Annotated in this window: 16 protein-coding genes and 1 tRNA gene; 11 read left to right on the top strand and 6 right to left on the bottom strand. The window is 65.2% G+C overall.

Features of this window, described 5'->3' with window-relative positions; genetic code table 11:
• Window positions 1-13 precede the first annotated feature (13 nt).
• The 6 genes from ACSFBM_RS12195 to ACSFBM_RS12170 all read left to right on the top strand — a co-directional run bounded on the left by ACSFBM_RS12195 (window position 14) and on the right by ACSFBM_RS12170 (window position 2642).
• A complete protein-coding gene (locus tag ACSFBM_RS12195) occupies window positions 14-349 on the top strand; it encodes a hypothetical protein (RefSeq protein WP_435484571.1) in 336 nt (111 codons plus the stop codon).
• Window positions 350-358: 9 nt separating this feature from the next.
• Complete coding sequence (locus ACSFBM_RS12190) at window positions 359-685, top strand: hypothetical protein (protein ID WP_435484570.1); 327 nt, start codon at window positions 359-361, stop codon at window positions 683-685.
• Window positions 636-1217: a hypothetical protein gene (locus tag ACSFBM_RS12185; RefSeq protein ID WP_435484569.1), complete on the top strand. Its 582-nt coding sequence runs from the start codon at window positions 636-638 to the stop codon at window positions 1215-1217. Before ACSFBM_RS12190 ends, ACSFBM_RS12185 begins: the two co-directional genes overlap by 50 nt.
• 18 nt (window positions 1218-1235) lie before the next feature.
• Window positions 1236-1682, top strand: coding sequence for a hypothetical protein (locus ACSFBM_RS12180; protein WP_435484568.1), 447 nt, complete (start codon window positions 1236-1238; stop codon window positions 1680-1682).
• A gap of 69 nt (window positions 1683-1751) precedes the next feature.
• Window positions 1752-2120 (top strand): hypothetical protein, encoded by a 369-nt coding sequence (locus ACSFBM_RS12175; protein WP_435484567.1) that lies wholly within the window; start codon window positions 1752-1754, stop codon window positions 2118-2120.
• A gap of 249 nt (window positions 2121-2369) precedes the next feature.
• On the top strand, window positions 2370-2642 hold the full coding sequence (locus ACSFBM_RS12170) for a hypothetical protein (RefSeq protein ID WP_435484566.1): 273 nt from the start codon (window positions 2370-2372) through the stop codon (window positions 2640-2642).
• A gap of 49 nt (window positions 2643-2691) precedes the next feature.
• Here the strand turns inward: ACSFBM_RS12170 and ACSFBM_RS12165 are convergent, their stop codons facing one another.
• Window positions 2692-3591: a LysR substrate-binding domain-containing protein gene (locus ACSFBM_RS12165; RefSeq protein ID WP_435484565.1), complete on the bottom strand. Its 900-nt coding sequence runs from the start codon at window positions 3589-3591 to the stop codon at window positions 2692-2694.
• 139 nt (window positions 3592-3730) lie between these two features.
• Here ACSFBM_RS12165 and ACSFBM_RS12160 point away from each other — a divergent pair, with 139 nt between their 5' ends.
• The 4 genes from ACSFBM_RS12160 to ACSFBM_RS12145 are packed head-to-tail and all read left to right on the top strand — an operon-like array spanning window position 3731 to window position 8467.
• Window positions 3731-4168 carry a carboxymuconolactone decarboxylase family protein gene (locus ACSFBM_RS12160; RefSeq protein WP_435484564.1) on the top strand — a complete coding sequence of 146 codons (438 nt, stop codon included), beginning with the start codon at window positions 3731-3733 and terminating at the stop codon, window positions 4166-4168.
• 45 nt (window positions 4169-4213) lie between these two features.
• Window positions 4214-5671 carry an efflux transporter outer membrane subunit gene (locus ACSFBM_RS12155; protein WP_435484563.1) on the top strand — a complete coding sequence of 486 codons (1458 nt, stop codon included), beginning with the start codon at window positions 4214-4216 and terminating at the stop codon, window positions 5669-5671.
• Between the two features lie 28 nt (window positions 5672-5699).
• Entirely contained in the window at window positions 5700-6923 is a 1224-nt protein-coding gene (locus ACSFBM_RS12150) for an efflux RND transporter periplasmic adaptor subunit (RefSeq protein ID WP_435484562.1), read from the top strand.
• An 11-nt stretch (window positions 6924-6934) separates the two neighbouring features.
• Entirely contained in the window at window positions 6935-8467 is a 1533-nt protein-coding gene (locus ACSFBM_RS12145; protein ID WP_435484561.1) for an MFS transporter, read from the top strand.
• Window positions 8468-8537: 70 nt separating this feature from the next.
• On the opposite strand, the gene ACSFBM_RS12140 is transcribed toward ACSFBM_RS12145, so the two are convergent.
• The gene (locus ACSFBM_RS12140) at window positions 8538-8756 is read right to left on the bottom strand and encodes a hypothetical protein (protein ID WP_435484560.1); all 219 of its coding nucleotides are present in this window, start codon (window positions 8754-8756) and stop codon (window positions 8538-8540) included.
• Between the two features lie 255 nt (window positions 8757-9011).
• Between ACSFBM_RS12140 and ACSFBM_RS12135 the strand changes: the two genes are divergently transcribed.
• Window positions 9012-9872, top strand: a complete 861-nt coding sequence (locus ACSFBM_RS12135) for an HNH endonuclease (RefSeq protein WP_475544800.1) — start codon at window positions 9012-9014, stop codon at window positions 9870-9872.
• 74 nt (window positions 9873-9946) lie between these two features.
• Here the strand turns inward: ACSFBM_RS12135 and ACSFBM_RS12130 are convergent.
• From ACSFBM_RS12130 to ACSFBM_RS12115, 4 genes are all read right to left on the bottom strand, one after another.
• A tRNA-Thr gene (locus ACSFBM_RS12130) sits at window positions 9947-10022 on the bottom strand.
• A 25-nt stretch (window positions 10023-10047) separates the two neighbouring features.
• Entirely contained in the window at window positions 10048-11061 is a 1014-nt protein-coding gene (locus ACSFBM_RS12125) for a class 1 fructose-bisphosphatase (RefSeq protein WP_435484558.1), read from the bottom strand.
• Between the two features lie 26 nt (window positions 11062-11087).
• Complete coding sequence (gene pepN, locus ACSFBM_RS12120) at window positions 11088-13781, bottom strand: aminopeptidase N (RefSeq protein WP_435484557.1); 2694 nt, start codon at window positions 13779-13781, stop codon at window positions 11088-11090.
• Window positions 13768-14463, bottom strand: a complete 696-nt coding sequence (locus ACSFBM_RS12115) for an HAD family hydrolase (RefSeq protein ID WP_435484556.1) — start codon at window positions 14461-14463, stop codon at window positions 13768-13770. The genes pepN and ACSFBM_RS12115 overlap by 14 nt, the downstream gene beginning before the upstream one ends.
• Between the last annotated feature and the right edge of the window lie 3 nt (window positions 14464-14466).

The raw sequence follows: 14466 nt of genomic DNA, 5'->3' as shown, positions 1-14466 counted from the left end.
CATGCAAGCGCCCATGACGCTCGAAGAACTGCGCGAGGCTGTGGCAAAGCTGCCCACCATCTTTTCGCTGCACGAAGAGTTGCGCCTTATACGTGGCCTGCGGGCACTGGACCTGGCCGACATCGAGAAAGACCTGCCGTCTTTCATCGCACTCGTCGAAGCCGTTCAGAGGTCGCATGCGGACAACGGAATTTTCGAGATGCGTGAAGCTGAAGAAGCGCAGACCATCGGCTTTTTCAACTGGCTCAAGACGCTTGAGATCAAGCTGGGTGTTCCGCTGACCAGCTACGCCGACGGGCTGGGCCTGAGCTGTGCCGAACTGGCCAGGACCATGCCCCGACGACAATAGCGGCGACCCATGCTCGACATCTACTTCGTCCCACCTTCATGCAGGACCATGCCCAAGGATCCTCGCGGGCTGGCGCTTGCGGGTTCCATCGATTTCGATGCGCATCGCTCCCTGGCCGCTGTGCTCGACCAATGCAGGCAAGCGGGCGCCAACCTCACGTACTTCGACGACTCGCTGCTGCGCCCCGAGCAGGTCGTGACGATGCAGCGTGTGTTCGACGCGAACACCGGCGCGCTTGGCGCAAATCGCGGGCAGATCGCGGCGTTCAAGGCGATCCGCGGGATTCTTGACCGCGCCGCAGAACAGGGCATGGGGCTTGCGGCGTTCTGCGACTGAGGCCGGAGGCGAGCACCTTGACGCGCACGCAGTTGCGATGCTTCCACCGTTCATCCTGAATGCGACAGCGCAGCCCATCGGCTGCGTGCATGACCACGCCGGGTTGGTCGCCAGCCTGGGCACTGCGCTGTCGAGCGCTTCGGGCGTGGCGTTCGTTCTGGACGACGACATGAACTACAACGCCGCGCAGTCGCTGACGTGCAAGCTGTCGGGGAGGGACGCAGTGTTGAAGAAGCGCTTCGAATTCGATGTTCGCTTCTACATCTCGTCGAAGGCGCCGCTGTTTGCCGTCTACTGCTTCGACAGGAAGTGGGGCATGGTCGACCGGGGCAATGTCAATCACCCGATCGATCCCGCGAGGTTGCCCGAAGCGGCGAGGGCTTCGATAGACAAGGGCCGGGCCGTGCTTGCGGCGCAGGGTCTGCAGGAAGTGGCGCACGCGTATTTCTTTTTGCCTGCACCGGGCTGCACCACGCAGCTCGACGGCTTGCCGGCGACCGTGTTCGAAAGCCTGTTCGCCGAGATCGTTTGACCGGCCCCTGCACTTGCCATGACGCCGACCATCCAGAAACTCGAAGCCTTCGCCGCAGCAAGCGGCTTCGAGCCGCTGGCCGACGCACCCACACGCGAGCTCGGTGATGTGCTCGACGCGTTCGGCGCGGCCCATGTGCACGCGACAGGCCACGGCCCCGCCAACGATCTCTACGCGCACCTTGTCGAATGCACTTTCGGCCGTGCCTTGCAGGCGCGGTTCTTCATTCGCTTCGACCTTCGGGTCTTCGTGGTGCTGCCCTATGCGCTGTCAGGCGGCGCGTGGCAGCTCAGCGCGGGCCATGCCGAACTGCACGCGCTCTGCGCGCCGCTTGTGAAGGTGCTCGAAGCGCGGCAGTTCGAGCAAGTGGCGTTCGAGGCTGCGATGCGGCCGCTGTCGGGCACCATGCTGCTCAAAGGTTTCGTCGACAACACCTTGATGGCCTATTTCTTCGAGAGCCTTTGAGGCGCGGCCCATATCCCAAGAGAACGAGGTTTCGAGCGAGAGACATCTCCAATCTGGACGGAAGCAACAATGAACCCCAAAGCACCAAGGCCGCCAAGCGACCTGAACCAGCATGTCAGTGCCGCCATCCAGCGCATTCTGGACAACAAGAACGACGAGATCGAAGGCACCTTCTGCCATGCGCTGTTCGAAGAGGGCTTCTTCGACGATGCGCTGCTCGGCGCACTCATCGACGACATGGAACTTGTGCTGGGTCAGGACGAGGTGAGGCCCGCGCATGGCAGGGTCATCAGCTGGGTGGTGCTCAGCACGTCGAAGTGCTTCTTCTCGCACTTCGATGCCAACGATCTCTACAAGATCAAGAACTTCGACGAGGCGCTTTACGCGCGATGGTGCGACCACCATTTCGAGCGCTTGCGCGTTCTGATGACCCGCTAGCCCACGGGCCAATGTTTTGGTTTCCGGATACGGGCAAAGTTGCGCGATTGCGCATTTCTTCGCTGCGCCGAGGCTTCCATTGCGCCCCTTCTCTTCATACATTGGATGACCGCCGCGCCTCACGGCGGGACATCGAAGCACCCCGCGGCGATGTCGATGTGAGGCACAAAAGGCGACGGCCAAGGTGCGCGAACACCCTGACCGTCTGACCACTCAACGTGCACCAACTTTGGAAAGCAAGCACATCAAATGGCTGATCGAATTATCGCCGGGCAAAACACGCCCTCATCCGACGACACCCCCCACGGGCCTGACGCGTCGGACATTCTTGAGAACAAGTTGACCCAACTGCAATCTCTGCTGAGTTGCTGCTACGGCGACTGGAGCGAGTGGTTCGAGGGCATAGGGGAGCGGCACCGGGACAACATCATGTGGATCGCGTCCGATCTGGCGGACGACATCGCCCGGCTTGCCCAAGAGGTCTTGAAGCGCCTCAACGCGGTGGACCAGCCGAGGGCCTGAGGCCATCGGCGTGCGGCAGGCGTCCTCGATGCTGAGGTTCGCCTCCGCATCAGGCCATTGCGGTCGGAATGTGCTGCACGAGGTGGTCCACCAGCGACCGCACCGAGGGCAGCATGCCGCGGCGGCTCACGTAGACCAGGTGAATCGACTGCTCTGCCGTGCCCCAGTCCTTTGCCACCCGCACCAGCGCGCCGCTCTCGAGCCCGCGCCACGCAATGCGCAGCGGTAGCAACGCGATGCCCACGCCGCCGGCCGCGGCCTCGAACTGCACCGTGTAGTCGGAGCAGAGCAGCCGGGGCCGGTGCTGCAGCTTCGCGGTCCTGCCGTCGGTGGCGACCAGGTTCCAGCTTTGCTCGGCGCCATCGTGCAGCCCGCTGATGGTGTGCTGCGCCGGCACCTGCGCGGGTTCGACGATCGGCTCGCGTTCCGCCAGGTAGGCCGGGCTCGCCACCAGCACCATGCGCCCGGACGCGATGCGCCGGGAGATCAGGCTGGGGTCTTCCAGGCCCGCATCGCGCACGCGCAGCGCCACGTCGACCCGTTCCTCGATCAGGTTGACCAGCCGGTCCGTGGGGTCGATCTCGACGCGCACATGGGGCTGCTGGCGCATGTAGTCCGCCACGATGCGGGCCAGGTAGAACTGAGCGATGGAGACGGGGCAGGTCATGCGCACCGTGCCCGACGGCGCCGCGCGCAACTGCTCGACCGCCAGGCGCGCCGCGTCGGCCTCGACCATCATCGCCGCGCAGTGTTGGTAGAAGGCCTGCCCCGCCTCGGTGAGGGACAGGCGCCGCGTGCTGCGCTGTATCAGCCGCACGCCCATGTGCTCTTCGAGCAGCGAAACGCGCCGGCTGAGCTTGGACTTGGTGATGTGCGTCACGCGCTCGGCGGCGCTGAAGCCACCGTGCTCCACGATGAGGGCGAAGTACCGCAAGTCGTTCAGGTCCACGGGGCTGTCCTGTTTTTCGTCCTAGAAATAGAACAATCCTTCATGAAATGGCCGTCTTATCAAGGATTGCCGCCATCCGTATCGTAGCCCCATCAGCAACCGGCCCTGCCAACCAGGGCACTTTCAAAGGAGCTACGCCATGGACCCCCGCCTGAATTTCTACAAAGCCGGCCCCGAAGCCATGAAGGCGATGAGCGCGCTGGAGCAGCGCATCGCCAAGTCCGGCCTCGACAAGCCACTGGTCGAGCTCGTGCGCCTGCGGGCCTCGCAGATCAACGGTTGCGCCTATTGCATGGACCTGCACAGCAGCGACGCCCTGAAGGCGCACGAAGACCCGCGCCGGCTTGCAACGCTGGCCGTCTGGCACGAGTCGCCGTTCTTCAGCGACCGCGAGCGCGCGGCGCTGGCGTGGACCGAAGCGGTGACGCTGGTCGCCGAGACCCATGTGCCCGATGCCGTGTGGGACCAGCTGCGCCCGCAGTTCACCCCCGAAGAAATCGTCGACCTGACCTTGCTGGTCGCAACCATCAATGCCTGGAACCGCTTCGCGATCGCCTTTCGCAAGCTGCCCGCCTGAAGCGTCATCGACGAAACCGCTCGACAACCGCCACGAAAGACCGCCATGAAAGCCACCGCACTCGCCTCTGCCCTCAGCCTTGCCCTTGCGGCAAGCCTGCTGACGGCCTGCGCCAGCACCGGCAACCTGGAGACGCACGGCAAGCCGCTGGCGGTGAATGACCTGGCCGCGCAGCGCAGCCTGGCCGCCGCGCCGCTGTCCCCCGCGGCCTGGCCGCAAGACGACTGGTGGGCACCATGGGGCGACCCGCAACTCGACCAGCTGATGCGCGACGCGCTCGACGGCCAGCCGAGCCTGCGCATCGCCGATGCCCGTGTGCGCCAGGCGCAGGCGGTGGCCGGCGTTGCCGGCGCCGCGCTGCTGCCGCAGGTGAACGCCACGCTCAAGGGCACGCAGCAGCGCTTCAGCGAGAACAGCATCTACCCGCCGGCCCTGGCCGGAAAGGAGCGCTCGATCAATGACGGGCAGATCGGCGCCAGCTACGAGCTCGACTTCTGGGGCAAGAACCGCGCGGCGCTCGATGCGGCGCTCGACCGCGCACACGCCGCGCAGGTCGACGCGCAGGCGGCGCGCCTGGTGCTGACGACGGGCATCGCCCGTCTCTACCTGCGCCTTGACACGGCTTACGCGAAACGCGACCTGGCCCGCGACACGCTGCGCCATCGCCAGGAGATCCTGGCGCTGGTGAAGCGCCGCGTGGCGATGCAGATCGACTCCGCCCTGGAGCAGACCCAGGCCGAAGCGGCGCTGCCCGCGGCACGCGCCCAGATCGCCGCGCTCGAAGAAGCGATTGCGCTGGCCAACAACCAGATCGCCGCCCTGCAGGGCAAGGGCCCGGACGCCGGCCTGGCCATCGAGCGGCCGCATCTGGCCAGCGTCGGGCCGGTGGCGCTGCCGACCGACCTGCCCGCCGAGCTGCTGGGGCGCCGCCCGGACATCGTGGCCGAGCGCTGGCGCGTCGAGGCGACGACGCAAGACATTGCAGTGGCGCGCGCGGGCTTCTACCCCAACGTCACGCTGAATGCCTTCGTCGGGTTCCAGAGCATCGGGCTGGCGGACTTTCTTGCTGCCGGAAGCCGCATGCTGGGCATCGGGCCGGCCATCTCGTTGCCGGTGTTCGACGGCGGCCGGCTGCGCGCCAATCTCGCCCTGCACCAGGCCGACCACGACGCGTCCATCCAGACCTACAACGCCACGGTGATCGCCGCGCTGCACGACGTGGTCGCGCAGCTGGTGTCGCTGAAATGGTCCGCCGACGAAAGCGCCGAGCAGGACCAGGCGCTCACCCTCGCGCGGCATGCCTACGAACTCGCGCAAGACCGCTATCGCAGCGGCCTTGCGAGCTACCTGCAGGTGCTGGCTGCCGAAACCCAGGTGCTCGCGCAGCAGCGCCAGGTCATCGATTCCGCCGGCCGCCAACGCGAGTTGCGGCTGAACCTGATCCGCGCGCTCGGCGGCGGCTACGTGCCGGCCGCTTCGCCTGAACCGCACGCCGCGTCCTGAAGCCACCCTTTCCTGAAGGAACACCGCCATGAATGCCAACCTGAATGAACCGGTCGCGGCCTCGCCCGTGACATCACCTGCGCCCATCCCCACACCTGCACCCGCACCATCGCCAGTGCCCGACGCGGTCGCCAAGCGCCGCTTCTCGCCCGCCCTCGCGGCAGGTGCCGCGGCCGTCGCGTTGGGTGCCGTCGTGGCGGTCTACGCGGCCTCCCTCGGCCTTCACGGCGAGACCACCGAAGACGCCTTCGTCAACGGCAACGTGGTCACGGTCACGGCGCAGGTCGGCGGTGTGGTGACGGCGATCGAAGCCGACACCACCGACCACGTCATCGCCGGCCAGCCGCTCGTCCGGCTGGACGATGTGGACGCACGACTCGCGCTCGACCGGGCCAAGGCAGGGCTGGCCCGGGCGGTTCGCCAGGCGCGTGCGCAGGTCGCGGCCGCGGGGCAGGCGGGCGCCACCGTCGAACTGCGGCGGGTCGAGCTGTCGCGCGCGTCGGCCGACCTTGCGCGGCGCCGCGAGGTGTTGGCCAGCGGCGCGATTTCGGGCGAGGACGTGCAGCACGCCGAGGAGGCGATGCGCGCAGCGCAGGCCGGGCTCGACGTCGCGCGCCAGCAGCACACCGGCAGCACCGCGCTGGTCGATCGCACGTCGATCGACACCTACCCCGACGTGATGGCCGCCGCCGCGCAGGTGCGCGATGCGGTCATTGCCGCGGCCCGCACCGAAGTGCCGGCGCCGGTGAGCGGCCTGGTCACCAAGCGCACCGTGCAGCTCGGGCAGAAGATCAATCCCGGCGTGGCGCTGATGTCGGTCGTGCCGCTGGACCGTGTATGGGTCGACGCGAACTTCAAGGAGTCGCAGCTGCGCGACATTCGCATCGGCCAGCCGGTGACCCTGACGGCCGACGTCTACGGCCGCGGCGTTGTGTTCCGCGGCACGGTGATCGGCCAGGACGCCGGCACCGGCGGCGCCTTTGCGCTGCTGCCCGCGCAGAACGCGACCGGCAACTGGATCAAGGTAACCCAGCGCGTGCCGGTGCGCATTGCGCTGGACCGGGCGCAGATGGCGGCGCATCCGCTGCAGCTGGGGCTGTCGATGAAGGTCACGGTCGACACGAGCCAGCGCAACGGGCTGCGGTTTGTCGGCGCCGGCGGGGCCGACCACCCCGACCGCAGCGACGTGCTCGGTACGCCGCTCGCGATGGCCGACGCCGAAGTGCGCGCCGTGATCGATGCCAACCGCTGAAAGCCGAGGCCATGAACAACAAGACAACTTCCAACCGCCTGCTCTACGCGACCATCTTCCTGCTGTCGCTGACCGAGTTCTTGCAGGCCGGCATGACGGCCTTTGCCGCCGCGCCCATCATGGGCGAGCTGGGCATCAGCCCCGAGGAATTCAGCCTGGTCGCGGCGGTGTATGCGAGCGTCGCGATCTTCGCGATCTCGATGCAGCGCTGGTTCGTCGAGCGCATCGGCGCCCGGCGCTTCATGCAGATCAGCGCCGCGATTTCGGTGCTGGGCTCGCTGCTGTGCGCCACGAGCGTGGACCTGCCAAGCTTTCTGGCGGGCCGGGCCTTGATGGCGCTCGGCGGGGGTGTCTTCTTCACTGCTTGCCGCTTGATCATTCACCACACGCTGGCCGGCCCGAAGCGTTTCGTCGGCATCCGCTGCCTGGCCAGCGGCCTGGCCATCGGCATTGCCGCGGCGCCATGGCTCGCGTCGATCAGCGTCGCGCATGAGACCTGGGTTGCAATCTACGGGCTGCTGGCCGCACTGGGCGTTGTGGTGTTCGTGCTGGCCGGTGTCGCGCTTCCCGCAGCACCGATCGGCCCGGCGCACACGCGCTCGCAGGCTGGCCCGTTTGCGCAGCTGCTGCTGATCGGCTCAAGCTTCTTGCTGTTCTATGCGCTTCAGCGTTCGTACTACGACTTCTATGGCAACGCGTCATCGGTCGCGCTCATTTTGTTCGCCGCCATTGCCGGCCTGCTTGCCTGGCTGTGGCACCAGCACCGCAGCGAACGGCCGCTGCTGCGCGTTCGGCAGATGCTGCGCCTGCGCTACTTCGTCGGCCTTGGGCTGTTCTTCTTCGCCTACCTGATGCTCGGCGCGAACAACTACGTCGTGCCGATGATGTTGCAGGGCACGCTGGGTTTTGCGTGGGAGACGGTCGGGCACGTCGAGGCGCTCGGCTTCGGCCTTGCCCTGTTCACCTGGATCGTCATGTCGCGCCTGCTGCCGCGCTACCCGGAGCCGCGCAAGTTCCTGGTGGTCGGCTTCGCGTCGCTCGCGCTGTTCGGGTGGCTGCTGACGCGCATTGAAACGGGGGCCAACGTGTGGCTGCACGTGCTCCCCGCGCTCGCCTTCAACAGCATCTTTCTGCTGACCGTGCTGCCGGTGACCGCGATGCAGACCTTCCGCGACATGGAGCGCGACGAGCCGGTGTTCTCGAACGCCCAACAGCTCAAGAACATGATGGCGCAGGCAGCCACCGCGCTCGGCATCACGCTCGCGACGCTCGGGCAGCAATGGCGCGGCGCCACGCACTGGGCCGTGTTGGGCGCCGAGGTCAACGCCTTCAACCCGGTCTATGAAGCGACGCTGCAGAGCCTGCAACAGGCGCTGGCGGCGAGCCTGCCGGCCGCCGAGGCGGCCAAGGTGGCACTCGCGCGGGTGGCGCAATTGGTGGCGCAGCAGTCGTCGATGCTTGCGAACATCGATCACTTCAGGGCGGTTGCGGTGTTGGGGGTGCTCGGCGTGGTTGTGGTGGGATTGCAGCGGGTGTTCCGCTGAAGGCTCCCCACGGGCTGAACGCGTTGGAGCCACCAATGACGATGTCGAAGGCGTTCGGGTCTTTCTTGGTTCACGCCCAGCAATAGCCGACGACCACGCGTGGTGTGCCGGCCATGTTCTTCGCGGCAATCGAGGCACGCAACTCGTCAGGTGTGCTGAATACCTGAAAGTTGAGCTCTCCCGATGTAAGCGTTTTGCTGGCGGTCGCTTGCACATCGGCAACCACCGAAAAACTTCGTTCAACTCGCTGACCTGGCTGGTTGGGGCCATCCCCAAAGTTGCGGGGCACGGCTGCGCATCGGAGCCGATAGCCTCAAAGAGGCACGACAGGCCGGGTGGCTAAAAAGCCAACGCCGAAGAAACAATCGTTAGCCGTTGCGGCACGGTTAACGTTAAAGTACGTCACTAATCGTTAACTTTTGATCAGTGATGAACGGTGTTTTTGCCGCCTGTGGATTTGCTCATAAATTTGACTTCTCTTTTGACGGGGAGCGAAATTCAGCTCTGCAATCGAAATTCCTTGCTTCGTTGAATTGGACTTGACGTGGAAGGCCGTCGAGTTTTTTCGGGAGATTCGGAACTTCCGTCCTTTGCATTAGGGCGCGTGTACCGTCGTTCAGGAGACCTTCACTCCTTGTTTGGCGGAGGAGGCCAGAGTGGGATCTCTAACTCTGCTAAGGCTCCAGTGACGTTTCTGTTCACGGGCAGTGGTGAGCGCTATGGTTACGCGGATCGATTCGATGATGAGGGCACCTTCTTTTATTTCGGGGAAGGGCAAAAGGGTGACATGAAGTTTGTTCGTGGCAACCTGGCGATTCTCAATCACTCAAATAATGGCAAGGCGCTGCATTTGTTTCGTGCAATTGGAAAAGGCAAAGGGCAAAAATACCTGGGGGAGTTCGTTTATCAGGATCACGAATGGGTTGTTGCACCTGATGTAGACGGGGAATTCCGAAGAGCAATTATTTTTCGGCTCGTACCAGTCGCCCGCCTTGAGCAATTGGAACTTGAATCTGTGCAAACAACTGCACAGGGGCTCACGCTTGATGATGCTCGGCATCGAGCTATCGCCGCATCAAAGGTCGACGGCTTGCAGGACAGTAAAAAGGGAAGCCGCACGATCTATGAACGAAGCCGCGCGGTGCGCGACTATGTATTGCAGCGAGCGAATGGGAAATGCGAACTTTGTGAGCGGCCGGCACCATTTCAGCGAAATGGAGGAATGCCTTATCTCGAGCCGCACCACACTACGCGTTTGTCTGACGGAGGGCCCGATCATCCGCAGTTCGTTGGTGCGCTTTGTCCGGCTTGTCACCGAGAAGTGCACTATGGCGAGCATGCTCAGGCAAGGAACTTGAAGTTGGTGGAGCGTCTGAAGGTGCTCGAGGCGCCTCGGAGAACCTGATCTTTGAAGCCGCATGTCTTATCGGTCCAACATGCAAAAAGCCCCTGACTCTTGCGAATCAGGGGCTTTCTATTTGGTGCCGGAGAGATGAATCGAACACCCGACCTTCTCATTACGAATGAGCTGCTCTACCGACTGAGCTACACCGGCGAAGCCTCAGATTATAGCCAACAAATCACGCCTTCTCGGCGTGGTACTGCGTCAAACGCTCAACTTCGTTACGCGAACCCAACAGCACGCTCACGCGCTCGTGCAGTTTCGTGGGCTGCACGTCAAGAATGCGCTGCTTGCCGTTGGTGGCGGCGCCGCCGGCCTGCTCGACCAGCCAGCTCATGGGGTTGGCCTCGTACATCAGGCGCAGCTTGCCGGCCTTCTCGGGCTCGCGCTTGTCCCACGGGTACATGAACACGCCGCCGCGCATCAGGATGCGGTGCACGTCGGCCACCATGCTGGCAATCCAGCGCATGTTGAAGTCCTTGCCGCGCGGGCCTTCCTTGCCGGCCAGGCACTCGTCGATGTAGTGCTTCACGGGCTCGTCCCAGTGGCGCATGTTGCTCATGTTGATGGCAAATTCCTTGGTGTCGGCCGGAATCTGGATGTCTTCCTGCGTCAGCACGAAGCTGCCTTGCTCGCGGTCGAGCGTGAACATGGCCACGCCGTTGCCCACGGTCAGCACCAGGGTGGTCTGCGGGCCGTAGATGCAGTAGCCTGCCGCCACCTGCTGGGTGCCGGGCTGCAGGAAGTCGCTTTCCTGCACGCCGGGGTGGTCGTCGGGCTTCTTCAGCACGCTGAAGATGGTGCCGATGCTCACGTTCACGTCGATGTTGCTGCTGCCGTCCAGCGGGTCGAACATCAACAGGTATTCGCCCTGCGGGTAGCGGTTGGGCACCACGTGGATGGTCTCCATCTCCTCGCTGGCCATGGCCGCCAGGTGACCGCCCCATTCGTTGGCCTCGATGAGCACTTCGTTGGCAATGATGTCCAGCTTCTTCTGGATCTCGCCCTGCACGTTCTCGCTCTCGGCCGTGCCCAGCACGCCGCCCAGCGCGCCCTTGTTCACGGCCTGGCTGATGCTCTTGCAGGCACGGGCCACCACTTCGAGCAGCAGGCGCAGCTGGCCGGGAATGAGGCCGTCGGCGCGCTGTTGTTCGACGAGGTAGCGGGTGAGGGAAATCTTTTGTTGAGCCATATGCTTTCTGTTGAGTCTCTTTTTATTTAGTTGCCGGCCAGGGCGCGCGTGACAACCTCGTGGGTGTCCTTGCTCAGGTCGGGCTTGGCAGCAATGCGGGCGATGGCTTCGCGCGCGGCGCTGCGGTAGGGCTCGGCCAGCTTGCTCCAGCGGTCGAGCGCGCGCGCAAGGCGGGCGGCCACCTGGGGGTTGATGGCGTCGAGCTCGATCACGCGCTCGCTCCAGAACACGTAGCCGGCCGCATCAGGGCGGTGGAACGCACCGGGGTTGGCACTGCAGAACGCAAAGATCACGCTGCGCGCGCGGTTGGGGTTCTTCAGCGAGAAGTCGGGGTGCTTCATGAGCTGCTTCACCAGCGGCAGGATGTCGCCGCCGCGGTCGCTGGCGCCGGCCTGCAGCGAGAACCACTTGTCGATGACCAGCGCCTCGTTTTTGAAGATGGCGTGAAAGCGCGCGAGCGCCTGCGCCGCCAGGGTGTGGCCCGACGACACCAGCGCGTTGAGCGCGTTGAAGCGGTCGGTCATGTTGCCCGCGTCCTTGAAGCGCTGCAGCGTCTTGCCCGGCCACACCGCGTCGCCCGAGGCGCGCGCCGCCAGGCACAAGAAGTTCAACGCCATGCCGGCCAGCGCGCGGCGGCCCGACGACGTGGGGTCGGGGCTGTAGGCGCCGGTGTCCTTGTTGTCTTCGTACACCTGCTGCCAGTCGGCGAAGAGGGCGGTGGCCAGCTGGGCGCGCATGGCTTCGCGCACCAGGTGCACGCGCTGCGGGTCGACCACGTCGAGCTGCTCGGCAATGTAGGTTTCCGACGGCAGCGTGAGCACCAGCTCCTTGAAGGCGGCGTCGAGCTGCGGGTTGCGCAGCACGCTGCGCATGGCGTCGATGTAGGCGTCGTTCAGCACCGGGGTGGTGTCGGTGGCCAGGGCGGCAATGCCCTGCAGCGCGGCGCGCAGGCCCAGGCGCTGGCCGGCCTCCCAGCGGTTGAACGGGTCGGTGTCGTTGGCCAGCAGGGTCAGCAGCTGGGCGTCGGTGTACGCAAAGTCGAGCACCACCGGCGCGCTGAAGCCACGCAGGATGGAAGGCACGGGCTCGGCGTCCAGCCCCACGAAGGTGATCTGCTCGCCGGCGCGCGACAGCACCAGGGTGCGCGTGCCGCGGGTGACCTCGCTTTCGCCTTCGAGCTGCAGCGGCAGCTCGCGGCCGTTGGCGTCGAGCAGGCCCACGTTCAGCGGAATGACGAAGGGTTCCTTGGTCGGCTGGCCGGGGGTGGGCGGGCAGCTTTGCACCACGCTCAGGGTGTAGCTGCGGTTCTGCGCGTCGTACACGCCGTGCGCGGCCAGGCGGGGCGTGCCGGCCTGGCTGTACCAGCGCTTGAACTGGGGCAGCAGGCGGGCCAGTTCCGATTCGGGGTTGGCGTCTGCAATGGCCTGCGCAAAGTCGTCGCAGGTCACGGCCTGGCCGTCGAAGCGTTCGAAGTAGAGCGTGATGCCCTTCTCGAAGCCCTTGCGCCCGACCAGCGTCTGCATCATGCGGACGACTTCTGCGCCCTTTTCATAGATGGTGACGGTGTAGAAGTTGCTGATCTCGATGTAGCTGTCGGGCCGCACCGGGTGGGCCATGGGGCCCGCGTCTTCGGGGAACTGGGCGGTGCGCAGCACGCGCACGTCTTCGATGCGCTTCACGGCGCGCGCCGAGGCGTCGGCGCACAAATCCTGGCTGAATTCCTGGTCGCGGAAGACGGTGAGGCCTTCTTTCAGCGACAGCTGGAACCAGTCGCGGCAGGTCACGCGGTCGCCGCTCCAGTTGTGAAAGTACTCGTGGCCGACCACGCTTTCGATGTTGCTGTAGTCGGCGTCGGTGGCGGTGGCCTGGTTGGCCAGAACGTACTTCGTGTTGAAGATGTTCAGGCCCTTGTTCTCCATGGCGCCCATGTTGAAGTCGCTGGTGGCGACGATCATGAAGCGGTCCAGGTCCAGCGGCAGGCCGAAGCGGGCCTCGTCCCACAGCACGGAGTTGATGAGCGAGTTCATCGCGTGCTCGGTCTTGTCGAGGTCGCCGGCGCGCACGTACACCTGCAGCAGGTGGTCGCGGCCGTTGCGCGCCTTGATGCGCTGCTCGCGCGCCACCAGCTTGCCCGCCACCAGGGCGAACAGGTAGGCGGGTTTCTTGAAGGGGTCGACCCACTTGGCGAAGTGGCGGCCCTCGGGCAGCTCGCCCTGGTCGACCAGGTTGCCGTTGGACAGCAGCACCGGGTAGGCGGCCTTGGCGGCGCGCAGCGTCACGGTGTACATCGCCATCACGTCCGGGCGGTCCAGGAAGTAGGTGATGCGGCGGAAGCCCTCGGCCTCGCACTGCGTGAAGAAGGTGTCTTCGCTCACGAACAGGCCCATCAACTTGGTGTTCTTGATGGGGCAGCAGGTGGTGAAGATCTCGAGCTCGAAGGCGTCGGGCAGGCCGTCGATGACGAGCTGGTCGCCTTCCATGCGGAACGACGCGCCCTGGCCGTTGACCAGCACGCGCGCCAGGTTCAGCTCATCGCCGTCCAGGCGCAGCGGCTGCACCGGCACCTCGGGGTTGCGGCGCATCTGCATGCGGTTGAGCACGCGGGTCTTGGCGGGGTCGAGGTCGAAGGTAAGGTCGACGGTGTCGATCCAGTACGCCGGGGCGGCATAGTCTTCGCGGCGAATGGCAATCGGTTGCCCTTGAGCGTCACGCAGCATCATCGAGTGTCTCCAGAAAATTCGAGTGGGCGAGTTCGTCGTAGTCGCGAACCGCGGCAATCACATGGGGGCCGGCAAGCTCGGCGGCGGTATGGGTGCTGCACACGGCCACGGCACGCATGCCGCCGCGGCGCGCGGCCTCGATGCCGAAGGGGGCGTCCTCGAAGACGATGCAGCGCTCGGGCGCAACGCCGATGCGCCGCGCGGCTTCCAGGAAGATGGCGGGCGTGGGCTTGCCGCTGAAGCCTTCGTCGCCACCGACTATTGCCAGCGGCAGCGGGTCCATCTTCAGGCGCGACATGGCGAACTCGATGTTGCCCTTGTCGCCGGCCGTGCCCACGGCCACCTTGAGCCCGCGCGCAACGGCCGCCTTGGCAAAGGCCGTGAAGCCCGCCACCTCGGTGAAGTTGTCGCTGAACATGGCGCGGTAGATTTCTTCCTTCTCGTGCACCAGGGCCTGGCACTCGTCGTCGGAGAGTTCCCGGTCGAACAGCTCGCGCATGCACTCGGTGCCGGTGCGGCCCGTGGTGCGCGCGAGGATGTCGCTCACGTCGAGTTTCAGGCCGTGGCGTTCCACGAATTCGACCCACGAGCGCGCATGCCAGGGCATGGAGTCGATCATGGTGCCGTCCATGTCGAAGATGAAGGCTTCGACCTTGCCGTGTTTCGGGCTCGTGAGGCTCATTCG

The sequence above is a fragment of the Variovorax pasteuri genome (assembly GCF_051216435.1).
Taxonomy (GTDB): domain Bacteria; phylum Pseudomonadota; class Gammaproteobacteria; order Burkholderiales; family Burkholderiaceae_C; genus Variovorax.
This window is presented reverse-complemented; position numbering and strand designations above follow the sequence as displayed.

Excerpts from the sequence above, each read along its gene's own strand:
- ACSFBM_RS12195 (WP_435484571.1), top strand. The coding sequence starts at position 14 with ATGACGCTCGAAGAACTGCGCGAGGCTGTGGCAAAGCTGCCCACCATC.
- ACSFBM_RS12190 (WP_435484570.1), top strand. The coding sequence starts at position 359 with ATGCTCGACATCTACTTCGTCCCACCTTCATGCAGGACCATGCCCAAG.
- ACSFBM_RS12180 (WP_435484568.1), top strand. The coding sequence starts at position 1,236 with ATGACGCCGACCATCCAGAAACTCGAAGCCTTCGCCGCAGCAAGCGGC.
- ACSFBM_RS12175 (WP_435484567.1), top strand. The coding sequence starts at position 1,752 with ATGAACCCCAAAGCACCAAGGCCGCCAAGCGACCTGAACCAGCATGTC.
- ACSFBM_RS12170 (WP_435484566.1), top strand. The coding sequence starts at position 2,370 with ATGGCTGATCGAATTATCGCCGGGCAAAACACGCCCTCATCCGACGAC.
- ACSFBM_RS12160 (WP_435484564.1), top strand. The coding sequence starts at position 3,731 with ATGGACCCCCGCCTGAATTTCTACAAAGCCGGCCCCGAAGCCATGAAG.
- ACSFBM_RS12155 (WP_435484563.1), top strand. The coding sequence starts at position 4,214 with ATGAAAGCCACCGCACTCGCCTCTGCCCTCAGCCTTGCCCTTGCGGCA.
- ACSFBM_RS12150 (WP_435484562.1), top strand. The coding sequence starts at position 5,700 with ATGAATGCCAACCTGAATGAACCGGTCGCGGCCTCGCCCGTGACATCA.
- ACSFBM_RS12145 (WP_435484561.1), top strand. The coding sequence starts at position 6,935 with ATGAACAACAAGACAACTTCCAACCGCCTGCTCTACGCGACCATCTTC.
- ACSFBM_RS12125 (WP_435484558.1), bottom strand. The coding sequence starts at position 11,061 with ATGGCTCAACAAAAGATTTCCCTCACCCGCTACCTCGTCGAACAACAG.
- pepN (WP_435484557.1), bottom strand. The coding sequence starts at position 13,781 with ATGATGCTGCGTGACGCTCAAGGGCAACCGATTGCCATTCGCCGCGAA.
- ACSFBM_RS12115 (WP_435484556.1), bottom strand. The coding sequence starts at position 14,463 with ATGAGCCTCACGAGCCCGAAACACGGCAAGGTCGAAGCCTTCATCTTC.